We start from the raw sequence: 25,676 nt of genomic DNA, 5'->3' as shown, positions 1-25,676 counted from the left end.
CTCGCTCACATGCTCTCCCGCACGGTGGTCGGGGCTTCTGCACCTTGCTTGCGGGCAAGCTGCAGTGGCGTGATGGGCGCATCGGGCGCCACACCCAGTGCGCGCAGGGAGCCTTCGACGATACGGGCAAAGACCGGGGCAGCAACCGCACCGCCGTAATGCGCGCCGGTTGGCTCATCGATCATCACCGCGACGACCAGCCGCGGACGGGAAACCGGTGCAAGACCGACAAACGAGGAGATGTACTTCTTGACGTACTGTCCTCCCTCAAGCTTGTATGCGGTGCCGGTCTTGCCGGCAACGCGATAGCCGGGTACCTGGGCCTGGGGCGCCGTCCCACCGGGCCCGGCGGCCAGCTCAAGCATGGCCCGGACCTCTCTTGCCACCTGCGGCGAGAAAACACGCTTCGGGGCCGCTTTTGCCGCGTCGACCCGGGTCAGCGACAACGGCAGCAGATCGCCATCTCTCGCGAAAGCGAGATATGCATGCGCGACCTGAATCAGACTGACCGAAATCCCGTGTCCATAGGACATCGTGGCCTGCTCGATCGGACGCCATGACTTGGCCGGACGCAGGCGACCCGCCGCTTCACCCGGAAATCCGAGACTGAGCTGCGAGCCGAAGCCGAGCCCGTCCAGCAGGCGCCACATCTCATCCGGGCTGAACTGCAGCGCCATCTTGACGGTGCCGACGTTGGACGACTTCTGGATGACCTCGGCAACCGTCAGGACGCCATGAGGATGCGCGTCGCCGATCGTTGCAGTGCCGATCGTCATGCGGCCCGGACTGGTATCGATCTTGGTCGCGGCCTTGAACTTGCCACTCTCGAGCGCAAGCGCGGCGACGAAGGGCTTCATGACCGAACCCGGCTCAAAGGTGTCGGTGAACGCCCGGTTCCGCAACTGGGCCCCGGTCAGGTTGGCGCGATTGTTCGGATTGAAGGTGGGGGCATTGGCCAGCGCCAGCACTTCGCCGGTCTGCACATCCACGACCACGACGGCGCCCGCCTTGGCGCGGAATTTCTGCATGGCTTCGCGCAAGGCGGAGTAGGCGAGATACTGGATCTTGCCATCCATCGCGAGCACGACGTCCTCGCCATCACGCGGCGGCCGGATGGACTCGACGTCCTCGACGACCTGCCCGCGACGATCCTTGATCACCCGCCGCGAACCGGGCTGACCGGCAAGCTGAGCCTCGTACGCGAGCTCGATGCCTTCCTGCCCACGATCCTCGACGCTGGTGAAACCCAGCATGTGCGCGGTCACCTCGCCACCCGGGTAGAAGCGGCGATATTCACGCTGCTGATGGATACCCGGGAGCTTGAGCTCGGCGATACGCTCAGCCACATCGGGTGAAAGCTGGCGCTTGAGGTAGGCGAAGTCACGACCCGACGCCAGCTTGGCATTGAGTTCGGGCACATCCATCTCGAGCAGCTTTGCCAGCTGCCGTGCCTCGCCTGGTTCAAGACTGACGTCGGATGGAATTGCCCACACGGAACGCACCGGCGTGCTCACGGCGAACATGTCGCCATTGCGATCGGTGATCCGCCCCCGCGTTGCGGGCACTTCGAGCACACGGGCGTAACGCATCTCGCCCTTGGCCTGGAGAAATTCGTTGTTGATGCCCTGCAGGAACAGCGCCCGCCCGATCAGCACCAGCATGGAGCCGAGCAGCACCATCAGCACAAAACGTGAGCGCCACACGGGCAACTCGCGCTTGAGCAAGGGATTGTGGTTGAAGGTCACAGTGCGCTGTTTCTGCATCATTGCGCCTCCAGCACGACGACCTGTCCCTGCACGGGCGGCCGCAGACCAAGGCGCTCACGGGCGAGCTTCTCGACACGTCCATGCGCCGCCCAAGTGCTTTGCTCGAGCTGCAGTTGCCCCCACTCGACCTCAAGTCCGTGCGCGCGCGTCTGCTCGCGCTCAAGCGCGGAGAACAGCTTTCTGGCCTGGTGCTGTGCGGCAACGACGCCGAGCGCACTGGCCACCACGAGCGCAACGAGGAGTGCATCGAGGCGGATCATGCTGCTGCCTCCGTGCGTTCGGCCACGCGCATCACCGCGCTGCGGGAGCGCGGGTTGAGTGCAACCTCTGCATCCCCCGGATGCACCGCCTTGCCGACCAGCACCAGCGGCGGCTTCGGCATGTCGGCCGCACGCACCGGCAGGCGCGACGGCAACTGGGGCGGACGCGAGCCGTCACGCATGAAGCGCTTGACGATGCGGTCCTCGAGAGAATGAAAACTGATCACGGCCAGCCGGCCGCCAGTGCGCAGACGACGAACACAGGCGGGCAGCACCTGCGTCAGCTCCTCAAGCTCCTGATTGATGAAAATCCGTAGAGCCTGGAAACTGCGCGTCGCTGGGTGCTTCCCCGGCTCGCGCGTGCGGACCGTTTTTTCCACGATCGCGGCAAGTTGTCCAGTGGTTTCGACAGCCCCCCCTGCCCGAGCAGCTGCAATCGCCTTTGCAATCGCATAAGCAAACCGTTCTTCTCCATAATCTCTGAGTACCTCCGTGATTTGGGCGACGGAAGCATCCGCCAGCCAGTCTGCTACGGTCTGTCCGCGACTTGTGTCCATGCGCATGTCGAGCGGCGCATCAAAGCGAAAGCTCATCCCTCGTGCGCCGTCATCGAGCTGTGGAGACGACACCCCGAGATCCATCAGCACGCCATCCACCAGCCCCACGCCGAGTTGCTCGAGCTCGATATCGAGGTCGCTGAACGGGGCATGGACCAGCGTCAGGCGGTCGTCATTCATCTCCCGTCCGGCCGCAATGGCAACGAGGTCACGATCGAAGGCGATCAGACGTCCGGCCGGGCCAAGCCGCGCAAGGATCTCGCGACTGTGCCCACCACGCCCGAAGGTGCAGTCCACGTAGACGCCGTCAGACTTGACCGCCAGTGCATCGACGCCTTCCTTCAGCAAAACGGTGATGTGCAGCGCTTGTTCGCTCATAACGCCAGACTCTCAAAACCAGGCGGCAACCCGGTGCCTGCCAGCGCCATCATGGCTTCCTGCTGTTTCTGCCAGCCAGCATCGGACCAGAGCTCGAAGTGGCTGCCCTGACCCACCAGCCAGACCTGTTTTTCGAGACGGGCGAACTGCCGCAGGGAAGGCGCAATCAGCACGCGCCCGGCGCTGTCGAGCGCCTCATCCTGAGCAAAGCCGACGAGGAGTCGCTTCAGCTGGGCCGAGACCGGGTCGAGGCTGGGCGCACTCAAGACCTTGTCACGGATCGGCTCCCACGCAGGAACCGGGTAAACGATCAGGCAGCCGTGAGGATGGGCGGTGATGACCACCTGCCCATTCTCAACAGCAAGCGCGTCACGATGCCGCGAGGGAATCGCAAGGCGACCCTTCGCATCGAGACTCAGCGCTGCGGCTCCCTGAAACATCGCGCCCCCTGAACGGTTCGGGCGAAGCATCAAAATGACACTCCACCCCACTTTTCTCCACTTATCCCCACTGTAGAGTAAAGGCACAACCCGGTCAAGCTGACGGGAGGGGGAAACTCTTTGCTACACAATGACTTAAGTCAAAGAGGGCAAGCTCGAATAATCCCTGTTAAATCAAGGCAAATAGCGCAGCTTCATGCAGAAGCGCATGAACAGCGAAAGTGGGTCTGACCGGGGTGGGGCGAAGTGGGAAATCCCGCAGGACGCGGGCGACAAATGACTGCCGGATGACGGCATGTCGCCACTTCGGCGCTGATGTTCAGCAGTCGCTGAATTCGGAATGAAAAGAAATTGGGAAGTTCGCCGATAAGCCGGGTTCTGTCGAACGATCCAGCGCAAACCGGACCATCGGGCAGTCATTCCTCTGGGCGACACGTTACCGTGAAGCTCTAGCAGCCTACCCGGGAGCGACGCGAGCCACGCCATTACTCCCCTATTTGGCCTTGCCCCGGATGGGGTTTACCGTGCCAGTCCTGTTGCCAGTCCTGCGGTGGGCTCTTACCCCACCCTTTCACCCTTACCTGATCTTTCTTGCGAAAGCCATCGGCGGTCTGCTCTCTGTTGCACTTTCCGTCGCCTCACGACGCCCGGCCGTTAGCCGGCATCCTGCTCTGCGGGGCCCGGACTTTCCTCCACGCACCCTGAGGTGCACAGCGACTGCCTGGCGAACTTCCCGGGCGGATTATACGTGAACACCCCGCCCCGGGCGTGCCATCGGCAAAACAAGCTGTGCAGCAGGTCCGGCGCACGGGCCAGCGGCAGACAAATCACCACGAAAGCCGCAACTCCGCAGCAGCCTCACCCGCCCGCAGCGGGCGCGACTGCGGGAGCGGCCTCGAATGCCGACACACCATCCTTGAGGCGGAAGCGTCCCACAAGCGCGCCCGGCGGCGCATCGCCGGCGTTGTCCCAATCCTGCACCTGACATGTTTCCGTACTGGCCAGATACCAGCGGGCGCCCTGATGCAGCGCCCACATCTGGTAACCCGCGTCGAAGACTTCGATATCGGTCATCGCCGTTCGGCCGGGATGAATGCGCACCTTCTTCTGGCATTGCGGCAGACGCGCCGCAACGATGTACTGCGTGACCTCGTCACTCCAGAAATAGGGCTGCTCGCGCAACAGGGTCAGCGCGTGCTCCTTGCCTTCGATCGAATAGGCAACGGCACTGTTCTCGCAAGCCGCCAGCAACGGAGCCAAGGCAAGCAGGGCAATGCAGCGCAGACGTGGGAAAGACATCAGGCCAGACCTCCTCAGGGCACCAGCTTCCACGCCACGGACTCACCCGCGCGCAGCGGAACCAGCGGATCCGCACCGAGATAGCCGTAGGAATCGGGCACCTGCCAGGTCTCGCGCTGCAGGGTGATGCGCTCGGGGTTCGGCTTGAGGCCGTAGAACGCAGGCCCGTTCAGACTCGCGAAGGCCTCAAGCCGGTCGAGCGCTCCGGCAGCCTCAAAGACTTCCGCGTACAGTTCGATGCCCGCATGGGCGGTGTAACAGCCAGCGCACCCACATGCAGACTCCTTGGCACTGCGCGCATGGGGTGCGGAGTCGGTGCCGAGAAAGAAGCGCGGATTGCCCGAAGCCACCGCCTCGACGAGCGCCTGACGATGCGTTTCGCGCTTTAGCACCGGAAGGCAGTAGTGATGCGGGCGGATGCCGCCGGCAAAGATGGCGTTCCGGTTTAGCAACAGGTGATGTGCGGTCACCGTCGCGCCAACGTGCGACCCGGCCGCACGCACGAACTGCGCGGCCTCGGCTGTCGTGATGTGCTCGAACACCACCTTCAGTCCGGGGAAACGCCGCACCACCGGTGACAGGACTCGCTCGATGAAAACACGTTCGCGATCGAAGACGTCGACATCGCCAGCGGTCACCTCGCCATGCACGCACAGCACCATGCCGCACGCTTCCATGCGCTCGAGCACCGGATAGATCTTGTCGACCGAGGTCACACCTGCATCGGAATTGGTGGTCGCCCCCGCTGGATAGAGCTTCGCTGCCACGATCGCACCACTGGCCTTGGCCCTGTCGATCTCGTCAGGCGGCATGTTGTCCGTGAGATACAGGCTCATCAGGGGCTCGAAACGCACGCCCTGCGGCACGGCCGCGAGGATGCGATCGCGATAGGCCAGCGCCTGTTCCGTCGTGGTGACCGGAGGACGCAGGTTCGGCATGATCAGGGCGCGGCCGAAGCGTTGCGCAGTGTGGGGCACAACGGTGGCAAGCGCATCGCCGTCGCGGACATGCAGATGCCAGTCATCCGGGCGGGTCAGGGTAATCGTGTGCATCGCTTCGCTCTGTGATCGTTTGTGAGGATTATAAGCGGGCAGAGCCTCAGTCGGCGTCCTTGAGTGCCAGCGCCCGCGCATAAAGCGCATTCTTGGGCGCCCCGGTGATCTCGGCCGCGATCCGCGCCGCCGTCTTGACCGGCAATTCGCCAAGCAGCAGGTCGAGCACGCGCTCGGTCTCCGCCCCCAGGCCTTCCTGCTCAGGCACGCCATCGACCACCAGCACGAACTCGCCGCGCACACGGTTGCTGTCCGCCTCGAACCAGGCGACGGCCTCGCCCAACGGCATGCGCACGATCTCCTCGTGCAGCTTCGTCATTTCACGCGCCACCAGAATCTCGCGTGCAGGCCCGAACACTGCGGCCATGTCGGTGACGCACTCAAGCACCCGATGGGGCGCCTCGTAGAACACCAGGGCGTCGCGATCCTCCACCAGCGCCGCCAGCGATGCACGACGGGCACCGGACTTGGGTGACAAGAAACCGACGAAGCGAAAACCACCCTCCGCAAATCCGGACACCGACAGCGCCGCGATCGCGGCACAGGCACCGGGAACCGGCACCACCGGATATCCCGCCTCCCGCACCCGGGCCACTGCCTTTGCCCCCGGGTCCGACACCGCAGGCGTGCCCGCATCGGTGATGAGCGCCACATGCTGCCCGGCCGCCAGCCACTCCACCAGTTGCCCGGCCGCGCGTTGCTCGTTGTGCTGATGCAGGGCGACCATCCGGGTACGGACGCCGCACGCCTCCATCAAGCGCTGGCTATGGCGGGTGTCCTCGGCCGCAATGACATCGACCGCAGCCAGGATGCCCTGAGCCCGCGCGGATATGTCACCCAGATTTCCCAGCGGCGTCGCCACTACATATAATGACGGCGTCCTGGACAGGAGCCTTGCAGAAGAGTCGGTCATGAAGAAGTCAGCAGAAGGGGGCAGGACATCGATTGTCGGCGCGCGGGCGACTCCGGCGCAAGCGCGCGGGCAAATTGCCGAAGATCTCGCAGCAGCACACCTCGAACGCAACGGCCTGCAGATCCTCGCGCGCAACGTGCGCTGCCGCGGCGGCGAGGTCGACCTGATCGGGCTCGAGCGCGGCACCCTTGTCTTCGTCGAAGTACGCCTGCGCGGCAATTCACGCTTCGGCGGTGCTGCAGCGAGCATCACCGCGGAAAAGCAAAGGCGTGTCGTACATGCCGCACGCTGGTGGCTGAGCGGCGACGGCCGCAGCCACGCCAAGCGCCCGTGCCGCTTCGATGCCATCCTGTTCGATGCCCCTGACGCAAACCACCTCGACTGGATCAGGGCGGCGTTCGACGCAGACTGATCGCAACCTCCAGTAAGCCCATGTAAAACCGCGTGCGCAAAGGCGCGCTTGCCGCCATGCTTGGCAGCAGTCGGCACCCGAAAGTGCGTGCTAGACTTCAACCCCCAAGGCATGACCCCGATCGAGACATGGACCTGATTGACAGAATTTCCCGCCACTTCGAGGACAGCGCGCAGACCAAGCTCGCCTCGATCGAGTGGATGGCTGCACCCATTGCGCAGGCCGTGGAGGCCATGACCGGCTGCCTGATCAATAACGGCAAGATCCTCGCCTGCGGCAACGGCGGATCGGCAGCCGACGCCCAGCACTTCGCAGCCGAACTGGTCAACCGCTTCGAGATGGAGCGCCCGCCATTGGCGGCGGTGGCACTGACCACCGACAGTTCCACCCTGACCTCGATCGGCAACGACTACGACTTCGTACAGATTTTTTCCAAGCAGGTTCGCGCACTGGGACAACCGGGCGACGTTCTGCTGGCGATTTCGACCAGCGGCAATTCGCCGAACGTCATCGACGCCATCAACGCCGCACACGAACGCGAAATGCGCGTCATTGCCCTGACCGGCAAGGGCGGCGGCTCGATTGCCGACCTGCTCGGCGACGACGACATTCATCTGTGCGTGCCGGCCGATCGCACCGCGCGCATCCAGGAAGTCCACCTGCTCGTCCTGCACTGCCTGTGCGACGGCATCGATTGTCTGCTACTAGGAGTGGAAGACTGATGACCCCATCCCGTACCCGCCGCAAACTGCTTCTCGGCCTTTGCGCCGCAGGCACCCTGCCCTTGCTGCAAGGCTGCTTCCCTGTCGTGGCCACCGGCGTCGGCGCCGGCGCCATGATGATCGCCGACCGTCGCAGCTCCGGTGTCTACGTAGAAGACGAAGGCATCGAGTGGAAGGCTGCCAGCCGCCTGCGCGAGCAGTTCGGCACCATCAACCACATCAATGTCACGTCCTACAACCGCAACGTACTGCTCACCGGTGAGGTGCAGAACGAAACCGTGCGCGCGGAAGCCGAGCGCATCATCGCCGGCGTGGAGAACGTGCGCGGCATCATCAACGAACTGGCGATCGGCCCGGCTTCGTCGATGAGCGCTCGAGCCAACGACAGCCTGATCACTTCCAACGTCAAGGCCCGCTTCGTGGATGGCCAGCGTTTCTCCGCCAACCACGTCAAGGTCGTCACCGAGGCCAACGTCGTCTTCCTGATGGGACTGGTGACGCGTGCCGAGGCCGATGCAGCCAGCGCCATCGCAAGCACCAGTCAGGGCGTGCGCAAGGTCGTGCGGGTATTCGACTACATCAGCGACGACGAGGCACGTCGCCTGGACGCGCCCGCCGGCAGCAAGTCGAAATAGTAAACATCCGTTGCGCGCTGGACGCCTCCGCGGGAGTCGTCCAGCCGCCGACGCACCTCAGGCGCACGCAAGCGCTGTGAGCAGCTTCTGGTGCACGCCACCAAATCCGCCGTTGCTCATGACCAGCACGTGGTCACCGGGCTGAGCTGCACGCACCACCTCGGCCACCAGCGCATCCAGATCGTCATGGCAGACCGCCACCGCTCCCAGCGGCGCCAGGGCGCCAGCGGCATCCCAGCCCAGACCACGGGTATAGCAGAACACACGGTCTGCATGCGCCAGGCTGCGAGGCAACTGATCCTTCATCACCCCCAGCTTCATCGTGTTCGAGCGCGGCTCAAGAACGGCGAGAATGCGCCCTTCGGGGTGACGCCGCCGCAGACCTTCGACGGTCAGCGCGATCGCCGTCGGATGATGTGCAAAGTCGTCATACACGGTGACACCTTCCACCACACCCCGAACCTCCAGCCGGCGCTTGATGCCCGCAAACTTCGCCAGACTGGCGATTGACTGCGCCGGCGTCACCCCGACATGACGGGCTGCGGCAATGGCCGCGAGGGCGTTGTCGCGGTTGTGACTGCCCGCCAGAGGCAGTTCAACCCGCCCGAGCTCACGCCCTGCCAGCGAGAACACTGCCTCGGCGTCGGACGCGCCGACACCCGCAGACCAGCCCTCTGCGGTATTGAACCATTCGAGCTCCGACCAGCAACCGCGTTCGATCACCCTGTGCAGTGCCGCCTCAGCGCCATTGGCAATGATCCGGCCGCTTGCCGGCAGCGTGCGGACCAAGTGATGAAACTGCGTTTCGATCGCAGGCAGATCGGCGAAGATGTCGGCGTGATCGAATTCGAGGTTGTTGAGGATCACGGTCCGCGGGCGGTAGTGCACAAATTTGGAACGCTTGTCGCAGAAAGCGGTGTCGTATTCGTCGGCCTCGATCACGAAGAAGGGCGATTCGGTCAGCCGCGCGGACAGCCCGAAGTTCTGCGGCACGCCGCCGACCAGAAAGCCGGGGTTGAGCCCGGCATCCTCGAGGATCCATGCCAGCAGCGAGGTCGTGGTCGTCTTCCCATGCGTACCCGCCACACCGAGCACCCAGCGCCCCGCGAGCACATACTCCGCCAGCCACTGCGGCCCCGACACATAGGGCAGGCCACGATCGAGAATCGCCTCAAGCAGCGGATTGCCGCGCGAAATGGCGTTACCGACCACGAACACGTCAGGTTCGAGCGCGAGTTGCGCCGGAGCAAAGCCCTCGGTGAGTTCAATGCCCTGCTCTTCGAGCTGAGTGCTCATCGGCGGATAGACGTTGGCATCGCAACCGGTGACCCGATGACCGGCGGCACGGGCAAGCAGCGCCACCCCACCCATGAAGGTGCCGCAGATGCCGAGAATATGGATATGCATGAAGACTCCGGAAGAGCGCGAAACGAATGAAACCCGCCCGTGTAGAATGGGCCGCATTCTACCCGATGGCACCGAGCCCACAGCATCCATGCCAGCAAACGCCAACTTCCCGAAAATCGGCACCCTGCGCCGAGAAATCGCCGCACTGGCCGCCCGCATGATGGCCGAGGACGGGATCAGCGACTACGGCTTCGCCAAGCGCAAGGCCGCCAAGCAACTCGGCGCAAGCGTCTCCGAGTCACTGCCGAACAACGCCGAGATCGAAGCCGAACTGCGAGTCTGGCAGGCGCTGTACCAGGACGACGAGCAGGCCGAGCGACTCGAAGCCATGCGCTCGGCAGCGGTGGAAATCATGCAGTTGCTGGCCGATTTCCGCCCCTACCTGACCGGTGGCGCCCTCGACGGCACTGCGGGCCGCTACTCCGAACTGGAGATCGAGCTCTACCCCGAGAGCGCGAAGGAAGTGGAGATCTTCTTCCTCAACCAGGACCTCGCTTACGAGCACCGGGAACCGAGGCGCCCCGCGCCCGGCGCGCCCGAAGTCGTCCTCAGTCTCGACTGGGACGATGTCCCGGTCAGGCTGTCCATTTACGGCGCCGGTGCCGAGCGCAATGGCCGCCGCCCGCATCAGGAGCGCGCCCGGCTGGCGCAGGTCGAAGCCCTCCTGAACAACGCCGCAGCCGCGGAATGAGCTCATGAACCGATACCTCCAGTACGGCCTGATCGCTGCAGTCGCAGGCATTGCCGGCATCGCTGGCTACTTCACGAGCCAGATCGGCGGCTCGGCCGAATCCTCCACCACATCCACTGCATCGGCAGGCGCCACCGAAGCATTGCTGGCGCTGGCGCTCCCGGACACCGAGGGCAACATGCAGCCGCTGACGCAATGGCGGGGCAAGGTCATCGTGGCCAACTTCTGGGCAACCTGGTGCCCGCCCTGCCGCCGCGAGATCCCGGACTTCTCCGCAGCCAGTCGCAGCTTCGGTGATGCGCCGGTGCAGTTCGTCGGGCTCAGTATCGACTCGCTCGACAAGGTAAAGGCCTTCAAGGCCGAATTTGATGTGCCCTACCCGCTGCTGATCGCCTCGGCAGATGTGCTCGCACTGGGCCCGGGATTCGGCAATGCAGCACAGGGCTTGCCATTCACGGTGATCATCGACCGTCAGGGCGTCGCGCGCCATGTCAAGGTCGGGACCTTGAATCAGGACGAACTCGAGCGCAAAATTCGTCCGCTGATCGACGACAAGTCCTGACCCAGAGCAGACCGTACTGGACAAGTTGTCGTCAATTACGGCAAACTTGCCGCCATGACGCGCTCAAAACGCAGCCAACAAGCCGAATCGCCCCCGCCGCCGCAAGCTCGAATACTGGTCCTTCATGGCCCGAATCTGAACCTGCTCGGCAGTCGCGAACCCGATATCTATGGCAAAACCACACTGTCCGACATCCATGCAGCCATGGAGTCGCGCGCTCGTGCGGACAGCGTATTGCTCGAATCCTTCCAGAGCAATCACGAAGGCCAGCTGATCGATCGGGTGCAGGCTGCGGCAAGCGAAGGCGTCGCCTTCATCGTCATCAACCCGGCCGCGTACACCCACACCAGTGTCGCACTGCGCGACGCACTGGCCGCGGTACAGATTCCCTACGTGGAAGTTCATCTGTCCAACGTCCACGCTCGCGAACCGTTCCGCCAGCACTCGTACTTTTCGGACCGGGCAGTCGGAGTCGTCTGCGGTCTGGGCGCCTACGGCTATCTCGCCGCACTCGAATTCGCACTCACCCGTCTGCGGGAACACAACAACTAGCCATCCACGACGGCGACCGCCAGCCGCGGCGTCGTTACGTACGGAGAACAGCATGGATCTGCGCAAGCTCAAGAAACTGATCGACCTCGTCCAGGAATCGGGCATTTCGGAACTCGAAGTCACCGAGGGCGAGGAAAAGGTGCGTATCGCCAAGCACCTCGCAGCTGCCCCTCAGGTTGCCTACATGCAGGCGCCCGCCCAGGCCGCAGCCGCAGCCCCTGTGGCCGTCGCGGTTGCAAGCGAACCGGACGCAGACGCCCTGCCCGATGGCCACGTGATCAAGTCGCCGATGGTCGGCACCTTCTACCGCGCTTCGGCACCCGGCGCCAAGCCCCTGGCCGAGGTCGGTCAGAGCATCAACGAAGGTGACCGTCTGTGCATCATCGAAGCGATGAAGCTGATGAACGAGATCGAGTGTGAAGTGAGCGGCACCGTCAAGGCGGTGCTGGTCGAGAACGGCCAGCCGGTCGAATACGGCCAGCCCCTGTTCGTGATCGGCTGAACGCCATGTTCGAAAAGATCCTGATCGCGAACCGCGGCGAGATCGCACTGCGGGTGCTGCGCGCCTGCCGCGAACTCGGCGTCAAGACCGTCGCTGTGCACTCCGAGGCCGACACCGAAGCCAAGTACGTCAAGCTGGCGGACGAATCGGTCTGCATCGGCCCCGCACCGTCCGGCCTGAGCTACCTCAACGTACCGGCCATCATCTCCGCAGCGGAAGTGACCGACTCGGAAGCCATCCACCCCGGTTATGGCTTCCTGTCCGAGAACGCTGACTTTGCCGAACGCGTCGAGCAGTCCGGCTTTGTCTTCATCGGCCCGCGCCCCGAGACCATCCGCCTGATGGGCGACAAGGTTTCGGCCAAGGATGCGATGAAGGTCGCTGGCGTGCCCTGCGTTCCCGGGTCCGACGGCGCGCTGCCGGAAGACCCCAAGGAAATCGTCAAGATCGGCCGTGCGGTTGGCTACCCGGTCATCATCAAGGCTGCGGGTGGTGGTGGCGGTCGCGGCATGCGCGTCGTGCATACCGAGGCGGCACTGCTCAACGCGGTCACGACGACGCGTGCCGAAGCCCAGGCTGCGTTCAGCAACCCGGTGGTCTACATGGAAAAGTTCCTCGAGAACCCGCGCCATGTGGAAATCCAGATCATGGCCGACCAGCACGGCAATGCGGTCTACCTCGGTGAGCGCGACTGCTCGATGCAGCGCCGCCACCAGAAGGTGATCGAAGAGGCACCGGCACCGGGCATCGATCGCAAGCTGATCGCCAAGATCGGTGAGCGCTGCGCCGAAGCCTGCCGCAAGATCGGCTACCGCGGCGCCGGCACCTTCGAGTTCCTGTACGAGAACGGCGAGTTCTACTTCATCGAGATGAACACCCGCGTCCAGGTCGAGCATCCGGTCACCGAGATGATTACCGGCGTGGATATCGTTCAGGCCCAGATCCGTGTCGCTGCCGGCGAGAAACTCTGGTTCCGTCAGCGTGACATTGAGTTCCGCGGCCACTCGATCGAATGCCGCATCAACGCCGAAGACCCGTTCAAGTTCACCCCTTCGCCGGGCAAGATCACGAACTGGCACACCCCCGGCGGCCCCGGCATCCGCGTTGATTCGCATGTATACAACGGCTACACCGTTCCTCCGCACTACGACTCGATGATCGGCAAGCTGATCTCATACGGCGACACCCGCGAGCAGGCGATTCGCCGCATGCGCATTGCCCTGTCGGAGATGGCTGTCGGCGGCATCAAGACCAATATCGCGCTGCACCAGGAACTGATGCTCGATGCCCGCTTCGTCGAAGGCGGCACCAGCATCCATTACCTTGAGCACAAACTCGCCGACCGTGGCGAAGTCAAATCCAGCTGAGCACGACAACAATAATGTGGACTTCGGTCACCCTGCAGGCAGATGCCAACAAGGCAGAAGCACTCTCCGACGCCCTGATGGAGGCCGGCGCCCTGTCGGTCTCCATTGAGGACGCGGACGCCGGCACTGAGGCAGAGACGCCCCAGTTCGGCGAACCCGGACACCTGCCCACCAGCTTGTGGGATCACAGCCGGGTGATTGCCCTGTTCGACCGCGATGCCGCGTTCGAGACCGTGCTCGCCGAAGCATCGAAGGCAGTCGGACTCGACGCTGTTCCACCCTATACGACGGAAGCCGTGGAAGAGCAGAACTGGGTGCAGCTGACCCAGAGCCAGTTCGACCCGATCCGGATCACCGAGCGCCTGTGGATCGTCCCTTCCTGGCACACCGCACCGGACACCGAGGCGATCAACATCGAACTCGACCCTGGCATGGCCTTCGGTACGGGCTCACACCCGACGACCCGGCTCTGCCTGGAGTGGCTGTGCGATGCAGTCCAGCCCGGCCAGTCCGTACTCGACTATGGCTGCGGCTCAGGCATCCTCGGCATCGCTGCCATTCGGCTGGGCGCAGGGGATGTTCTCGGCGTAGACATTGACGAAAAAGCGGTCGAGGCTGCACGCGACAACGCGCAGCGCAATGCGGTCGCCATGCGGCTGCAACACTCGGGCATCGCCCTGAGCGAAACCTTCGACATCGTCGTCGCCAACATCCTGACCAATCCCCTGTGTGTCCTCGCCCCTGCCATCGCTGCGCGGGTCGCGCCGGGCGGGCGGGTTGCGCTGTCGGGCGTACTCGAACAACAGTCAGAGCAGGTCATCGACGCCTGGGCTCCCTATATCGCCCTTGAGGTCGGTGCCACCAGCGATGGCTGGGTCAGACTGGAAGGCCGGCGCTAAGCGCCCGACGATGATGCTGACCCGCTGCCCGGCGTGCCAGACCGTTTTCCGGCTGCGTGCCGAGCAGCTGCGCGCGCGCCATGGCGAAGTGCGATGCGGACACTGCTTCAATCCGTTCAACGCGCTTGACCAGCTCATCGCAGACCCCGCCTCGCCCCAGCCGGCGCCCGCGGCAGAGCCGGCAACTGAAAACGAACCGCCGCTCGCGCCGATGCCCCATGAGCCCGCGGCAGAAGCTGAGCACCCCACAGCCGACGAGCCGGAAACGTTCGCGCCTGCGAGCATGAACCCCGAGCCCGTCGAGCAACTCACAAGCAAGTCGGAAACAGCCCAGGATGCCGCAGCCGCCGATGACACCGACACCGGAAATGGCGCCGGGGCGCCCGACACACAGCCTGCCGAGGCCCCGCCCGCGCACGACCCGGCTTTGCTCAGCAACCTCGACTTTGACATCCCTGACGACATCGTTGGCGCGGACCAGCCCCCCCGGCCGCCGGAGCGCACCGAGCCGCGCCTCGACGAGATCGACTTCTCGAGCTTCTTCGAACCCGACAGCAACAGTCTGCAACTGCCACCGCACGAGGACGAGCCCCGAGCAACATCCGGCCCGGGCATGGCGGCCTTTCCCGAGCTGGAGCGTCATTACGACGACGATGAGCACAAACCGGGCTCAAATGTCGATTGGACACAAACCCCGGAAGCAGGCGTCGCATCGGGCATCGAGCCCCCTGCCGCCGCTTTCACGCTTCCCGACGTGATTCGTGCCGAGCGCCGCTCGAGCGCCGACATGCGTGTCGAACCCGGGATGCCGGACCACCCCGACGTCCCCCTCACCAAACAGCCTGACCTCAATGAGCACGTCCCGCTCACCGAGTTCGAGCGCCATCGTGTCGACAACGAAGTCGACACCGATCCGGACGTGCCGGATGCCCCTGTGCTCGACAACCAGCATCTCGACGCAACCTATGGCAAGCCGCCGCAGGCAAGCGGCCTCAGGCGAACTCTTTGGGGGCTGGCGGTCGGCCTGCTTGCGGGCATCCTCGCAGTGCAGGCGATCTACCTGTTTCGACAGGACGTGGCACGCGCGCTCCCCGGGCTGAGACCACTGCTGGTCACCGCCTGCGAACGCCTCGGCTGCACAATGCCCCTGCCGCGCGAAGCGGCACAGATCTCGATCGACACTTCCGACCTGCAATCCGAACCCGGCCGCCCCGGCCGCTTCGTGCTGCATGCAACGGTGAAGAACCGGGCCGACTTCCTGCAGGCCTGGCCACATCTTGAGCTGACCCTTACCGACGCGAATGACGCGGCACTGGTGCGCAAGGTGTTCAGCCCGGCTGAATGGGTCGCCAGCGGCCGCATCGAAGCCGGGTTTGCGCCGCGCGGCGACGCCGTGGTGCGGCTGGCCTTCGACGTGACAGCCGTCGCACCGACGGGCTACCGCGTGTATGTCTTCTATCCCTGACCTCTGCGCCCCTGCTTGACCAAGTCACGGCGCAGTCATCACGCCGTGCCACACTGCCGTCGCCACCGATGCTTCCCGAAGCGAGACCATGAGCGCCCCTGAAAACACACCGCACGCCGAAAGCCCCTTCAAGGGCAAGACGGGCCTGATCCGAATCTGGAACGCACTGCGCTATTCGCTCGCAGGCCTGCGCGCCGCCATCCTGCATGAAGACGCCTTTCGCCAGGAGTGCCTGCTGGCGGCCATCCTGATTCCGGCCGCATTCTTCGTGCCCACGAGTGGCATCGGCAAGGCACTGCTGATCGGCAGCACCTTGCTGGTGCTGGTGGTTGAGCTGCTGAACTCGGCGATCGAGGCAACCGTGGACCGGGTGTCTCTTGAGCGTCACCAGCTCGCCAAGCGGGCAAAGGACATCGGCAGCGCCGCCGTCCTCATCGCGCTGATCAACCTCGCGGCGGTCTGGGCGCTGGTGCTGTTCGGCTGAACCGCCGCGGGCAAGATCAGCGGGTTACGCGGGTCGTCCCGCCATCACGCAGGATGCGCACGCGCTGACCGGGCATGAAGTTCTCGCCCTGGTCTTCCTGCACAACGGCAAGATACTGGCCGTTATCGAGACGCACCGTCACTTCCACGCCTTGTTCGCGCGTCACGCCTTCCTCGAGCGCCGAACCGGCTAGACCGCCGGCCACAGCACCGAGCACGGTTGCGATCGAGGCACCCCGGCCGCCACCGACCGAGCTGCCGGCAATGCCGCCCACCGCAGCACCTGCCACGGTGCCAACCGGGCTCTTGGTGCCCTCAAGCTGCACTGCCCGCACCGACTCCACCGCGCCGAACTGCACGACCATGGTGCGCCGGGCTTCGCCGCGGGAATACGTCCCGCCACCCAGACCCGATGCGCAGCCGGTAATCAGCAAGCCCGCAAGCAATGCGCCGCACACGGCGCGCAGCTTCTTTCCGTTGCTCAAGTCCATAAAGTCTCTCCAAAAGCCGCCTTGTACACCGCGGCGATTTCGTTGCGCGACGGGCTGTGGTTCTGCCCCCCGCGATGACCGATCTTGATTGCGCCCATGACCGCTGCAAGGCGCCCGGTCCGGCCCCAGTCCCAAGCCTGGGACAAGCCATACAGCAGCCCTGCACGATAGGCATCACCGCACCCGGTGGGATCGACGATGTCATTCACCTTGACCACCGGAATCCGGATGCACTCGCCGCCGGCATGGATCTCCGATCCATCCGCCCCCAGTGTCACCACCAGTGCATCCACCTCGGCGGCAAGCTGCTCAAGCGTGCGGCCGGTCTTGTCACACATCAGGCGGGCCTCATAATCGTTGACCGTGCAATAGCGCGCCAGTTTCAGACAGTGCAGCAACTCGTCGCCGGAGAGGATGGGCAAAGCCTGGCCGGGATCGAAGATGAAAGGCACACCCGCCTCGGCAAATCCATTGACGTGACGCAGCATGCCGTCACGGCCGTCAGGCGCCACAATGCCCAGCGTCGCGTCCGCAGCATCCTGCACCCGGTTGAGGTGCGAATGCATCATCGCGCCGGGATGGAAGGCCGTGATCTGGTTGTCGTCGGTGTCGGTGGTGATGAAGGCTTGCGCGGTATAGGTGCCCGGCACGTGGAGCACGTGATCCTGTCGCAGCCCGAGCGACTCAAGGCGCTCCCGATAGGGCGCCACGTCGTCACCAACCGTGGCCATGATCAGCGGATCGTCACCGAGCAGTCGCAGGTTGTAAGCGATATTGCCGGCACAGCCACCGAACTCGCGACGCAGATCCGGCACCAGGAAGGACACGTTCAGGATGTGGATCTGCTCGGGCAGGATGTGGTTCTTGAAACGGTCATGAAACACCATGATGGTGTCGTAAGCCATCGAACCGCAGACGAGGATGGACATGGCAGGCCTGTATTTGAGTAAAGACCGCAATTATAGGCTGCCCCCCCGGGAAGCGGACACGGCGGCACTCAGCGCACGGCGATCAACCGGCCAGGCCAGCGACCTTCGCATCGGGCGTCATGCGTGCCTCATGCGCCTCCACCACATCTTCCATCACCGCGGCCAGCTGACGCGCGATCGCCCCCCAGTCCGCATCGCTCACGCTCGCGCGTGCGTTCGCCGCGAGGCGCTGCCGTAGCACGCCATCGCCAGCAACGCGCAGCACCGCGTCCACAAAAGCCGGCTCGTCGCCCAGCGCAGCAAGCCAGCCGTTATGCCCCGTCTGCACGCGCTCCGCCGCAGCGGCATAGTCGAAACCGATGACCGGCAGGCCGCTGGCGAGTGCCTCGGTCGTCACGTTGCCGAAGGTCTCCGTCACGCTCGGCATCAGGAACAGGTCTGCCGATGCATAGTGGGCCGCCAGATCCTCGCCGGTCCGCATGCCCGCAAACACCAGACCATTATCCCCCGACTGCAGTCCGGCGCGCGCCGGACCGTCGCCCACGAACAGCAGGCGCACGTCGGACACGCTGCCGCGCAGCGCCTCGAATGCACGCACGGCGAGCCCGAGGTTCTTTTCGGGCGCCACCCGCCCCACCACGACCAGCACCAGCGTCGTATCGCTCGCCCCCCACGCAGCCCGCAATGCGGGATCACGGCGCTGAGGCGAAAAAAGGCGGGTGTCTACCCCCCGCGCCACGACATCCACACGACGGATGCCGCGATTCATCAACTGCCCGGCCAGCTCTGCCGTCGGGGCCAGGCAACGCTCTCCCTTGTTGTGAAATCGTCGCAGGTAGGCCTCGACGGGCTGCTTCAGCCAGCCCATGCCGTAATATCGGCTATAGCTGTGAAAGTTGGTGTGAAACTCGGTAATCACCGGCAACCGGAGCTTGCGCGCGGCCGCGACCGCCGACCACCCCAGCGGACCCTCCGTGACCACCTGGACCACGTCCGGTCGCCGCAAGGACCACATGCGCAGCAAGGCGCTGCGAGCTGGGAGCCCCATCTTGAGGTGGTTGTATCTGGGAATCGGCAAGCCACGCGACAATACCTCCTCGAAGCCCTCGCCGCTCGCCGCATGGTCGCCGGCACCCTGGCGGGGCCGGACCAGCTGCACGCGATGCCCGAGACGGAGGAGGCCATCGACCACCCTGCCTGTCGTCATCGCCACCCCATTGACTTCGGGCGGATAGGTTTCGGTCACGACCGCAATACGCAACTGGCGTGCGGCGTGGGCAAGATGCTGGAGGGAGAGCGGCGCGTCCATGAGCGCGAATGCTGAACATCTCAGACGACAGAGACGTGACTACGGGATGAAGACTGGATGAACGTTCGCTCAGCAACGCATTTCACGACAGCACGCAACCGCACATGCGGACACCTCCGACTCATGACAAAAGGCATACAATTCGGCATCTGCATGTTGCACCGCAAACTCATAAGCGGTAAAACCAGCACATACCCTGAAGCCATGAGCGCCACATTGAAAACGTTCGGCTATATCCTTCTCACGCTGCTTTGCCTGTTCAGCCTCAACGTGCAGGCGGACGAAAGCCCTGTTGTCGGCTACGTCAAAACGAGCTCCGGCGCCGTGGTCCTGATGAGCGCGGGACAACCCGCTGCGGCTGCAGTCGGCACCCCGGTGAGGGTCGGCGATCTCCTTCGCACGGCAGCGGACGGCAGCGTCGGCCTCACGCTCAAGGACAACACCATGCTGTCCCTTGGCCCCAACAGCGAACTCAGCATCGACGCGTATCTTTTCGAGCCTGCCCGAGAAGAGCTGCGTCTTGCCACGCGCCTCCTGCACGGCACGCTGCATTTCATTTCCGGGGTGATTGCGAAACTCAAGCCTGAGGCGGTGAGCATCGAAACCCCCTCCGCCACGATCGGCGTGCGTGGAACCCGTTTTGTGGTCAAGGCCGGCGAATGACGAACGCAGAATCCACCACCCCTAACCTGAACGCACTGCGGTTGCGCCGCATTGGCCTGAACCTCGCCTGCGTCCTGCTGGCCACCGGTTGCGCGCCCAAAGCCTACATGGTCCTGCTGGAGCAGGAAGACGGCCGCACCGGCAGTGTCGTGGTCACCCACGCAGGTCGCAGCGCCAGCCTGGACAAGGCCGGATCAGGCCTCGCCCTGAATGCAGACGGCCCGAGCCCGATAGACGTGGATCCCGCGCAGATCCAGGCCGATTTCGGCGCGGCGATGGCCGCACAGCCTCTGCCGCCGCAAACCTTCGTGCTCTACTTCGACGGAGTCGGCGTTGCCTTGACGCCAGAGTCGCAGGCGAAGATCAACGACATCCGCAAGATCATGAGTACCCGACCGGCGCCCGACGTCTCCATCGTCGGTCACACCGACCGCGCCGGCGATGACGCCGCCAACGAGGCCCTCGGGCTGACGCGGGCACACGCTGTGCGCGACATGCTGACCCGGGAAATCACCGCGGCAGTCTCGGTCGAAGTCGCCTCCCATGGCGAGCGCAATCCGCTTCTGCCGACCGCCGACGGCGTCAGTGAGCCGAGAAACCGCAGGGTCGAACTGACCATCCGCTGAACACCTCGCAAGGCGAAAGCAACGCAGTTGCCCCCCTGCGGGCACGCGGGCGCTCCCGTCCACGCCACGCCCCTCACTTTTCCGTCAGCACGATCAGGTCACCGCGCTCGCCTTTGCGCAGCCGCCCGAGGTGAAGCGCAACCAGCGGGTCGGCCGGGCGTTGCAGGGCAAGACGCTCGAATGCGGCCAGTGCGCTGTCGGCGCCAAGCGCGAGCAAGGCATAGGCGGCCTCGTACTCGGTGTCACGCGTACCATCGGCCCGTGATGCCGCGAACAGGGGTTCGCTCACCGCGATCACGCCGGAGCGCCCCTTGAGCACCAGCCTTGCCGCAGGCCGGGCGAGCGCCTCCGGGCATTCGTCGAGCGTCGCTTGCGAAACGCAGACCAGGGTGCCGAGGTACTTGTTTGCCCCCTCGAGGCGAGAGGCCGTATTGACCGGGTCGCCCAGCGCCGAGTAATCGAAGATGGTGGCGCCGCCGAAGTTGCCCACGATCACTTCACCGGTATGCACCCCGATTCGCGTCTGTCCCCATACCAGTCCTTCCGCACCGCGCGCGCGCGCAAACGCGCTGGCGAAGGCATGCATTTCGCCGGCGCACGCGAGTGCGCGTTTGGCATGATCGGCCTGCACCAGCGGTGCCGAAAACATCACCACGACCGCATCGCCCACAATGCGGTCGAGTGTGCCCTGATGCGCGAACGCAATGCGAATCAGGCCATCGAGATAGGCATTGATCAGACTCACGACCTGCGCCGGATCATGGCTCTCCACCAGCGTGGTGTAATCGGCGAGGTCGGTGAACACGAAGCTGCAGACCCGTCGCACACCGCCGAGCTCGAGCTCTTCGGGGTGCGAAACCAGATAGTCGACAAGGTTGGGCGACACATAGCGCTCGAAGGCCTGCCGCACCCAGCGCTGACGCCGCTCGGTGGCAATGTGACGCGCGACGCTGGTGCTGACGAAGATCAGCGCGATCAGCAAGCCCGGCACCGCAGGATCGAGCAGAAGACCGTGTGCCGCATACGCATGCCAACCGCCCCACGCAAGCGCAAGCAACAGCAGCGCGGCAATTGTCGCGGACATCAGCGCACGCGCCCGGAGGGCGAGCCCACCGACCAGCCCGCCCACCAGGCAAAGGGCCAGAACTTCGATCGCCATCGCATTCGCGGGGCGCTGCAGCCAGTGCCCTGCCATCACCTGCTCAAGCGACTGGGCGTGGACTTCGACGCCCGGCACAACCTCGCCCAGGGGGCTGAAGCGAAGATCCATCAAGGCCTGCGCCGAGGCCCCGATCAGCACAGGGCGCCCGCGCAGGCCCGCCAGATCGACTTCACCATTGAGAACCTTCCATGCAGGCAGATATCGGTCGGGACGCAACTGGCCGTAATGAATCCAGAGCTCCCCGGCCTCTGACACCGGGATCCGCAACAGCCCGATGTGCAGCAGTCGCCCCGCGAGCGCATCCTCGCGCAGCACAAAGCCCGACGCGCCCTGCGCCAGACGCAGCATCTCGCTCACAAGTGACGGGACCTGGCGATCGCCGAGGGCAAGCACCAGCGGCAAGCGTCGGACCACACCGTCGGCATCGGGAACGAAGTTGATCGCCCCCAGCCCGGCGCCCAGGCTGAGTTCCGGCAGCGGGAACAGCCCCCCGGCAAATCGGTGAAGCCCGTTGAACACCCCGGGCCGGCCACCCGCAAAAACCGACGGCCGGCCATCGGGTGGCGCGCTCGCACCGCGCGGCCCGAGCGCGAATCCGAGCACGCTCGGTACACTGCCGAGACTGTGGGCAAAAACCTGGTCGGATGCGGTCGTGCGCGGCGCGGGCAGCTGGCCGTCGTCACCGCTCAAAGCCGTGCGGTCGGGCTCGGCAAACAGCACGTCGAAGCCGATCACGCTTGCACCGGCTTCGCTCAGGCGCTGGGTGAGCCTGGCGAGCACGGTGCGCGACCATGGCCATTGCCCGATCCGCGCAAGGCTTTCATCGTCGATGTCGATCACCTGCACGGGCTCTGCCGGCGCCACCGCGGGCTGCAGGCGCTGAAAGTGGTCGAACACGGCATGGCGCAGTGACACCAGCACCGCAGGCTCGCTTACCATCAGGACGAGCCCGGCAAGCAGAACCCCGAACGGGAGCAGAGCGGCAGATTTCGGCAGAATGGGGCGCAAGTCGGCAGCACGCATGCGGGAAGATTCCGCATGATAGCCGGGTGCAGCCTGCCCCCGCCATGCGCCCTGCCTTGCGGACCATCCGCGCCGGCTTGCTCACACGACAGGCGAGCACGTCTCGCCCCCGTCCTTTATGATCGCCCCTCCCGCCTTATACGGAGCACGCATGGACAACTCGCCGACCGCAACCGAAGCAGGCTTCGATCTTGACCCGATCGAGATCCGCGTCCTCGGAGTCCTGATCGAAAAGGCCTTCGTGACCCCCGACGCCTATCCGCTTTCGCTCAATGCGCTGCTGAGTGGCTGCAACCAGCTCACCGCACGAGAGCCGGTGATGTCACTGAGCGAGGCCGAGGTGCAGCGCGCCATCGACAGCCTCATGGAGCGTCGCCTGGTGACGCGCCGCGACCAGGCCAGCGCCAGAGTGCCAAAGTACGAGCATCAGGTCCGCCTGCGCCACTCGCTGCCACCGCCGGAACAGGCTGTCCTTGCCACGCTGCTGCTGCGCGGCGCACAGACGGCCGGCGAAGTCCGTACGCGCTGCGAGCGCCTGCATCATTTCGACGACATTTCCACCGTCGAGGCCGCGCTGGAACATCTGGCCGAGAAATACCCGGCCATGGCGGCCAGCCTGCCCAAGACCCCTGGTACCAAGGAAACCCGTCACATGCATCTGCTTGGCGGCGACGCCCTGCTGCAGGCTGCGATCGAAGCCCAGGCCTCCGGAACGCTGAGCGCCGGCAGCTCACGAGGGCGGTCTGCGGAACTTGAGGACGAGGTTCGCCGTCTGCGGGAAGAGCTCGATGCGCTCAAACTAGAATTCTCAGACTTCCGCCGCCAGTTCGAATAAGCCCTGCCCATGCTCATCCACCCCCAGTTCGACCCGATCGCCTTCTCCCTCGGCCCACTCAGCGTGCGCTGGTACGGCCTGATGTACCTCGTGTCCTTCGTGCTGTTCGTGGCCCTGGGACGCGTTCACGCACGACGTCGCCCGGAGCTGGGCTGGAACGCCCAGGCCATCGACGACCTCCTGTTCTACGGCGTGCTCGGCGTCATCATCGGCGGACGTCTGGGCGAGGTCATCTTCTTTCAGCCCGGCTACTACCTCGCCAACCCGGGGGAGATTCTCGCGGTGTGGAAGGGCGGCATGAGTTTCCACGGCGGCTTTCTGGGCGTGCTGGTGGCCATGCTGGTGTACGGTCGCAAGCATGGCAAGGGGTTCTGGCAGGTCACCGACTTCATCGCACCACTCGTCCCCACCGGACTGGCGGCAGGTCGAATCGGCAACTTCATCAATGGCGAACTCTGGGGTCGGCCGATGGATGGCGACTGGGCGTGGGGCATGGTCTTTCCATGGGTCGACGCGCTTCCGCGGCATCCGAGCCAGCTCTACCAGGCCGCGGGCGAAGGCTTGATGCTGTTCGTGATCCTGTGGCTCTACGCCGCAAGACCACGCCCCATGCGAGAAGTGTCTGCCGTCTTTCTGATCGGCTATGGCAGCCTTCGTTTTCTGGCCGAGTTTTTCCGCACGCCAGATCCGGGCATCTTCGGTACACTCACACTTGGCATATCGACCGCTCAATGGTTGTGCCTGCCGATGATCGCGCTGGGTGCCGGGCTCCTGATCCGTATCCGGGCAGGTAAAGCCGCCCAGTCGTGAGGAACTGCAGACGCAGCGATCAAGCGAACGCGATATGATCCCTGCAAGAGAAACCCCGGCCGGAACAAAAGAACGTCATGTCAGCGACCAGTCTGGTATCGAAAAGCCTGTCAAAAATGCGCGAAATGGTTGCCCAGGCAACCGGCAAGACGCGCGAGCCCTCCGAGAAGGTTCTCGAGCGCATTCGCCAGCAGCTGGAGGAGTGCGCCGCCGGACTGGGTGGCGAGATCTCCACCCGTCAACGTGCAGCCCGACTGGCCGAGACCTACCTCAAGCTGGACGACAGTGGCCGCATGGCCATGCTGCACATGATCGCGCTCGACTTCGGCCCCGACCCTGCGGCAATCGCCGAGGCCCATGCGGCCTACCAGAAAGCCGTCGGCAGCAAGGACCAGTGGGAGGCAGAGGCGCGTCTGCGTGGTGCCATGCGCTCGCGTCGCATCCGCATCCTGACCCAGTTCAACGCCATCCCGCAGGGGGTCAAGTTTCTCGTCGACCTGCGCGCCGACCTGCTGCGCTTTCTGCCTGACAACCCGCTGCTGAAACCGCTCGACCGCGAACTCGAAGCCCGTCTGGGCGCCTGGTTCGATGTTGGCTTCCTCGAGCTCGCACGCATTACGTGGAACTCGCCCGCAGCGCTGCTCGAGAAGCTGGTCGAGTACGAGGCTGTGCACGAGATCAAGTCCTGGCTCGACCTGAAGAACCGGCTCGACTCCGACCGCCGCTGCTATGGCTTCTTCCATCCACGGATGCCGCTCGAGCCGCTGATCTTCGTCCAGGTCGCTCTTACCGAAGGGCTCGCCGACGACGTCCAGCAATTGCTCGACATCAACGCACCGCTGGCCGACGCCAGCAAAGCCAATACCGCGATCTTCTATTCGATCAGTGCAACCCAGACCGGCCTGCGCGGCGTATCCTTCGGCAACTTCCTGCTCAAGCGCGTGGTGGAAGACTTGCAGCGCGATTTTCCGAAGCTGCAACAGTTCGCCACCCTGTCGCCGATTCCCGGCCTGCTCAAATGGGTGAACCGCAATCCCCAGACGCTTGGCGAGGCGATTACTGCAGCAGACTGGAAACGGCTCACGGCCGCAGGGGTCGAGGACGAAAACGCCCCCGTGCTGCACGCGCTGCTCGAAGGCGGGGGCGACTGGGCCAGCGACGAAGCGCTTTGCGCAGCGCTGCGCGACCCGCTGCTGCGCCTTGCCGCGCGCTACCTGTGCGAGGCACGGCGCGGTGATAAACCGGTGGACCCGGTCGCGCGCTTCCACCTTGGCAACGGCGCCCGCATCGAACGCCTCAACTGGCTCGCCGACACCTCGCCAAAGGGTCTTTCGCAGTCCTGGGGAATCATGGTGAACTATCTCTACGACCCCGACCGCATCGAATCCAACCTCGAGGCGTTTGCGCGTGAAGGGCGAATCGACGCATCGGCGGCTGTCCGACGCCTGGCGAAACGCTGAAAACGC

28 protein-coding genes and 1 other RNA gene are annotated in these 25,676 nt (G+C 64.6%); 16 read left to right on the top strand and 13 right to left on the bottom strand.

Annotated elements, in window-relative coordinates; translation table 11 throughout:
- Window positions 1-5 precede the first annotated feature (5 nt).
- From AC22G6_RS01655 to rsmI, 8 genes are all read right to left on the bottom strand, one after another.
- On the bottom strand, window positions 6-1,763 hold the full coding sequence (locus AC22G6_RS01655) for a peptidoglycan D,D-transpeptidase FtsI family protein (RefSeq protein WP_487365392.1): 1,758 nt from the start codon (window positions 1,761-1,763) through the stop codon (window positions 6-8).
- Entirely contained in the window at window positions 1,763-2,026 is a 264-nt protein-coding gene (ftsL, locus tag AC22G6_RS01650; RefSeq protein ID WP_108950654.1) for a cell division protein FtsL, read from the bottom strand. Before ftsL ends, AC22G6_RS01655 begins: the two co-directional genes overlap by 1 nt.
- Window positions 2,023-2,961 carry a 16S rRNA (cytosine(1402)-N(4))-methyltransferase RsmH gene (rsmH, locus tag AC22G6_RS01645; RefSeq protein ID WP_487365345.1) on the bottom strand — a complete coding sequence of 313 codons (939 nt, stop codon included), beginning with the start codon at window positions 2,959-2,961 and terminating at the stop codon, window positions 2,023-2,025. Before rsmH ends, ftsL begins: the two co-directional genes overlap by 4 nt.
- Window positions 2,958-3,401 carry a division/cell wall cluster transcriptional repressor MraZ gene (gene mraZ / locus AC22G6_RS01640; protein WP_108950652.1) on the bottom strand — a complete coding sequence of 148 codons (444 nt, stop codon included), beginning with the start codon at window positions 3,399-3,401 and terminating at the stop codon, window positions 2,958-2,960. Before mraZ ends, rsmH begins: the two co-directional genes overlap by 4 nt.
- Before the next feature lie 351 nt (window positions 3,402-3,752).
- Window positions 3,753-4,134, bottom strand: an RNA gene (gene rnpB, locus AC22G6_RS01635) — RNase P RNA component class A.
- 125 nt (window positions 4,135-4,259) lie between these two features.
- Window positions 4,260-4,700 (bottom strand): hypothetical protein, encoded by a 441-nt coding sequence (locus AC22G6_RS01630; protein ID WP_487365344.1) that lies wholly within the window; start codon window positions 4,698-4,700, stop codon window positions 4,260-4,262.
- 14 nt (window positions 4,701-4,714) lie between these two features.
- A complete protein-coding gene (pyrC, locus tag AC22G6_RS01625) occupies window positions 4,715-5,752 on the bottom strand; it encodes a dihydroorotase (protein WP_487365343.1) in 1,038 nt (345 codons plus the stop codon).
- Window positions 5,753-5,798: 46 nt separating this feature from the next.
- Window positions 5,799-6,665, bottom strand: a complete 867-nt coding sequence (rsmI, locus tag AC22G6_RS01620) for a 16S rRNA (cytidine(1402)-2'-O)-methyltransferase (protein ID WP_487365342.1) — start codon at window positions 6,663-6,665, stop codon at window positions 5,799-5,801.
- Here rsmI and AC22G6_RS01615 point away from each other — a divergent pair.
- From AC22G6_RS01615 to AC22G6_RS01605, 3 genes are all read left to right on the top strand, one after another.
- Window positions 6,664-7,077 carry a YraN family protein gene (locus tag AC22G6_RS01615; protein ID WP_487365341.1) on the top strand — a complete coding sequence of 138 codons (414 nt, stop codon included), beginning with the start codon at window positions 6,664-6,666 and terminating at the stop codon, window positions 7,075-7,077. The genes rsmI and AC22G6_RS01615 overlap by 2 nt on opposite strands.
- A 128-nt stretch (window positions 7,078-7,205) precedes the next feature.
- Complete coding sequence (locus tag AC22G6_RS01610; RefSeq protein ID WP_108972709.1) at window positions 7,206-7,799, top strand: phosphoheptose isomerase; 594 nt, start codon at window positions 7,206-7,208, stop codon at window positions 7,797-7,799.
- On the top strand, window positions 7,799-8,434 hold the full coding sequence (locus AC22G6_RS01605; RefSeq protein WP_487365340.1) for a BON domain-containing protein: 636 nt from the start codon (window positions 7,799-7,801) through the stop codon (window positions 8,432-8,434). The genes AC22G6_RS01610 and AC22G6_RS01605 overlap by 1 nt, the downstream gene beginning before the upstream one ends.
- A 57-nt stretch (window positions 8,435-8,491) precedes the next feature.
- Here AC22G6_RS01605 and mpl read toward each other — a convergent pair whose 3' ends face one another.
- Window positions 8,492-9,841, bottom strand: a complete 1,350-nt coding sequence (gene mpl / locus AC22G6_RS01600; protein ID WP_487365339.1) for a UDP-N-acetylmuramate:L-alanyl-gamma-D-glutamyl-meso-diaminopimelate ligase — start codon at window positions 9,839-9,841, stop codon at window positions 8,492-8,494.
- 157 nt (window positions 9,842-9,998) lie between these two features.
- Here mpl and AC22G6_RS01595 point away from each other — a divergent pair, with 157 nt between their 5' ends.
- From AC22G6_RS01595 to AC22G6_RS01560, 8 genes are all read left to right on the top strand, one after another.
- Window positions 9,999-10,532: a hypothetical protein gene (locus AC22G6_RS01595; RefSeq protein WP_420094106.1), complete on the top strand. Its 534-nt coding sequence runs from the start codon at window positions 9,999-10,001 to the stop codon at window positions 10,530-10,532.
- Between the two features lie 4 nt (window positions 10,533-10,536).
- Window positions 10,537-11,094, top strand: a complete 558-nt coding sequence (locus AC22G6_RS01590; protein ID WP_487365338.1) for a TlpA family protein disulfide reductase — start codon at window positions 10,537-10,539, stop codon at window positions 11,092-11,094.
- 54 nt (window positions 11,095-11,148) lie between these two features.
- Window positions 11,149-11,646 carry a type II 3-dehydroquinate dehydratase gene (gene aroQ, locus AC22G6_RS01585; protein ID WP_487365337.1) on the top strand — a complete coding sequence of 166 codons (498 nt, stop codon included), beginning with the start codon at window positions 11,149-11,151 and terminating at the stop codon, window positions 11,644-11,646.
- A 52-nt stretch (window positions 11,647-11,698) separates the two neighbouring features.
- Window positions 11,699-12,148: an acetyl-CoA carboxylase biotin carboxyl carrier protein gene (accB, locus tag AC22G6_RS01580; protein WP_108950641.1), complete on the top strand. Its 450-nt coding sequence runs from the start codon at window positions 11,699-11,701 to the stop codon at window positions 12,146-12,148.
- 5 nt (window positions 12,149-12,153) lie between these two features.
- Window positions 12,154-13,515: an acetyl-CoA carboxylase biotin carboxylase subunit gene (gene accC, locus AC22G6_RS01575; protein ID WP_108950640.1), complete on the top strand. Its 1,362-nt coding sequence runs from the start codon at window positions 12,154-12,156 to the stop codon at window positions 13,513-13,515.
- A gap of 14 nt (window positions 13,516-13,529) precedes the next feature.
- A complete protein-coding gene (gene prmA / locus AC22G6_RS01570; protein ID WP_487365336.1) occupies window positions 13,530-14,414 on the top strand; it encodes a 50S ribosomal protein L11 methyltransferase in 885 nt (294 codons plus the stop codon).
- Window positions 14,415-14,424: 10 nt separating this feature from the next.
- On the top strand, window positions 14,425-15,879 hold the full coding sequence (locus AC22G6_RS01565; protein WP_487365335.1) for a DUF3426 domain-containing protein: 1,455 nt from the start codon (window positions 14,425-14,427) through the stop codon (window positions 15,877-15,879).
- Window positions 15,880-15,967: 88 nt separating this feature from the next.
- On the top strand, window positions 15,968-16,363 hold the full coding sequence (locus AC22G6_RS01560; protein ID WP_487365334.1) for a diacylglycerol kinase: 396 nt from the start codon (window positions 15,968-15,970) through the stop codon (window positions 16,361-16,363).
- 16 nt (window positions 16,364-16,379) lie between these two features.
- Here AC22G6_RS01560 and AC22G6_RS01555 read toward each other — a convergent pair whose 3' ends face one another.
- The 3 genes from AC22G6_RS01555 to AC22G6_RS01545 all read right to left on the bottom strand — a co-directional run bounded on the left by AC22G6_RS01555 (window position 16,380) and on the right by AC22G6_RS01545 (window position 19,091).
- Entirely contained in the window at window positions 16,380-16,853 is a 474-nt protein-coding gene (locus AC22G6_RS01555; protein ID WP_487365333.1) for an outer membrane lipoprotein, read from the bottom strand.
- Window positions 16,844-17,782: a carbohydrate kinase family protein gene (locus AC22G6_RS01550; protein ID WP_487365332.1), complete on the bottom strand. Its 939-nt coding sequence runs from the start codon at window positions 17,780-17,782 to the stop codon at window positions 16,844-16,846. The genes AC22G6_RS01555 and AC22G6_RS01550 overlap by 10 nt, the downstream gene beginning before the upstream one ends.
- Before the next feature lie 82 nt (window positions 17,783-17,864).
- Window positions 17,865-19,091: a glycosyltransferase family 4 protein gene (locus tag AC22G6_RS01545; RefSeq protein ID WP_487365331.1), complete on the bottom strand. Its 1,227-nt coding sequence runs from the start codon at window positions 19,089-19,091 to the stop codon at window positions 17,865-17,867.
- Window positions 19,092-19,148: 57 nt separating this feature from the next.
- On the opposite strand from AC22G6_RS01545, the gene AC22G6_RS01540 reads away from it, so the two are divergent.
- Both AC22G6_RS01540 and AC22G6_RS01535 read left to right on the top strand, forming a co-directional pair.
- Window positions 19,149-19,754, top strand: coding sequence for a FecR family protein (locus AC22G6_RS01540; RefSeq protein ID WP_487365330.1), 606 nt, complete (start codon window positions 19,149-19,151; stop codon window positions 19,752-19,754).
- A complete protein-coding gene (locus AC22G6_RS01535) occupies window positions 19,751-20,380 on the top strand; it encodes an OmpA family protein (protein ID WP_487365329.1) in 630 nt (209 codons plus the stop codon). Before AC22G6_RS01540 ends, AC22G6_RS01535 begins: the two co-directional genes overlap by 4 nt.
- Before the next feature lie 73 nt (window positions 20,381-20,453).
- On the opposite strand, the gene AC22G6_RS01530 is transcribed toward AC22G6_RS01535, so the two are convergent.
- Window positions 20,454-22,565 (bottom strand): CHASE2 domain-containing protein, encoded by a 2,112-nt coding sequence (locus tag AC22G6_RS01530; protein ID WP_487365328.1) that lies wholly within the window; start codon window positions 22,563-22,565, stop codon window positions 20,454-20,456.
- Window positions 22,566-22,716: 151 nt separating this feature from the next.
- Here AC22G6_RS01530 and AC22G6_RS01525 point away from each other — a divergent pair, with 151 nt between their 5' ends.
- The 3 genes from AC22G6_RS01525 to AC22G6_RS01515 all read left to right on the top strand — a co-directional run bounded on the left by AC22G6_RS01525 (window position 22,717) and on the right by AC22G6_RS01515 (window position 25,670).
- Complete coding sequence (locus AC22G6_RS01525) at window positions 22,717-23,400, top strand: YceH family protein (protein ID WP_487365327.1); 684 nt, start codon at window positions 22,717-22,719, stop codon at window positions 23,398-23,400.
- A gap of 9 nt (window positions 23,401-23,409) precedes the next feature.
- Window positions 23,410-24,210 (top strand): prolipoprotein diacylglyceryl transferase, encoded by an 801-nt coding sequence (gene lgt, locus AC22G6_RS01520; protein WP_487365326.1) that lies wholly within the window; start codon window positions 23,410-23,412, stop codon window positions 24,208-24,210.
- A gap of 77 nt (window positions 24,211-24,287) precedes the next feature.
- Window positions 24,288-25,670 carry a malonyl-CoA decarboxylase gene (locus AC22G6_RS01515; RefSeq protein WP_487365325.1) on the top strand — a complete coding sequence of 461 codons (1,383 nt, stop codon included), beginning with the start codon at window positions 24,288-24,290 and terminating at the stop codon, window positions 25,668-25,670.
- Window positions 25,671-25,676 lie beyond the last annotated feature (6 nt).

The organism is Parazoarcus sp. PS-13 R2A (assembly GCF_057621855.1).
This window is presented reverse-complemented; position numbering and strand designations above follow the sequence as displayed.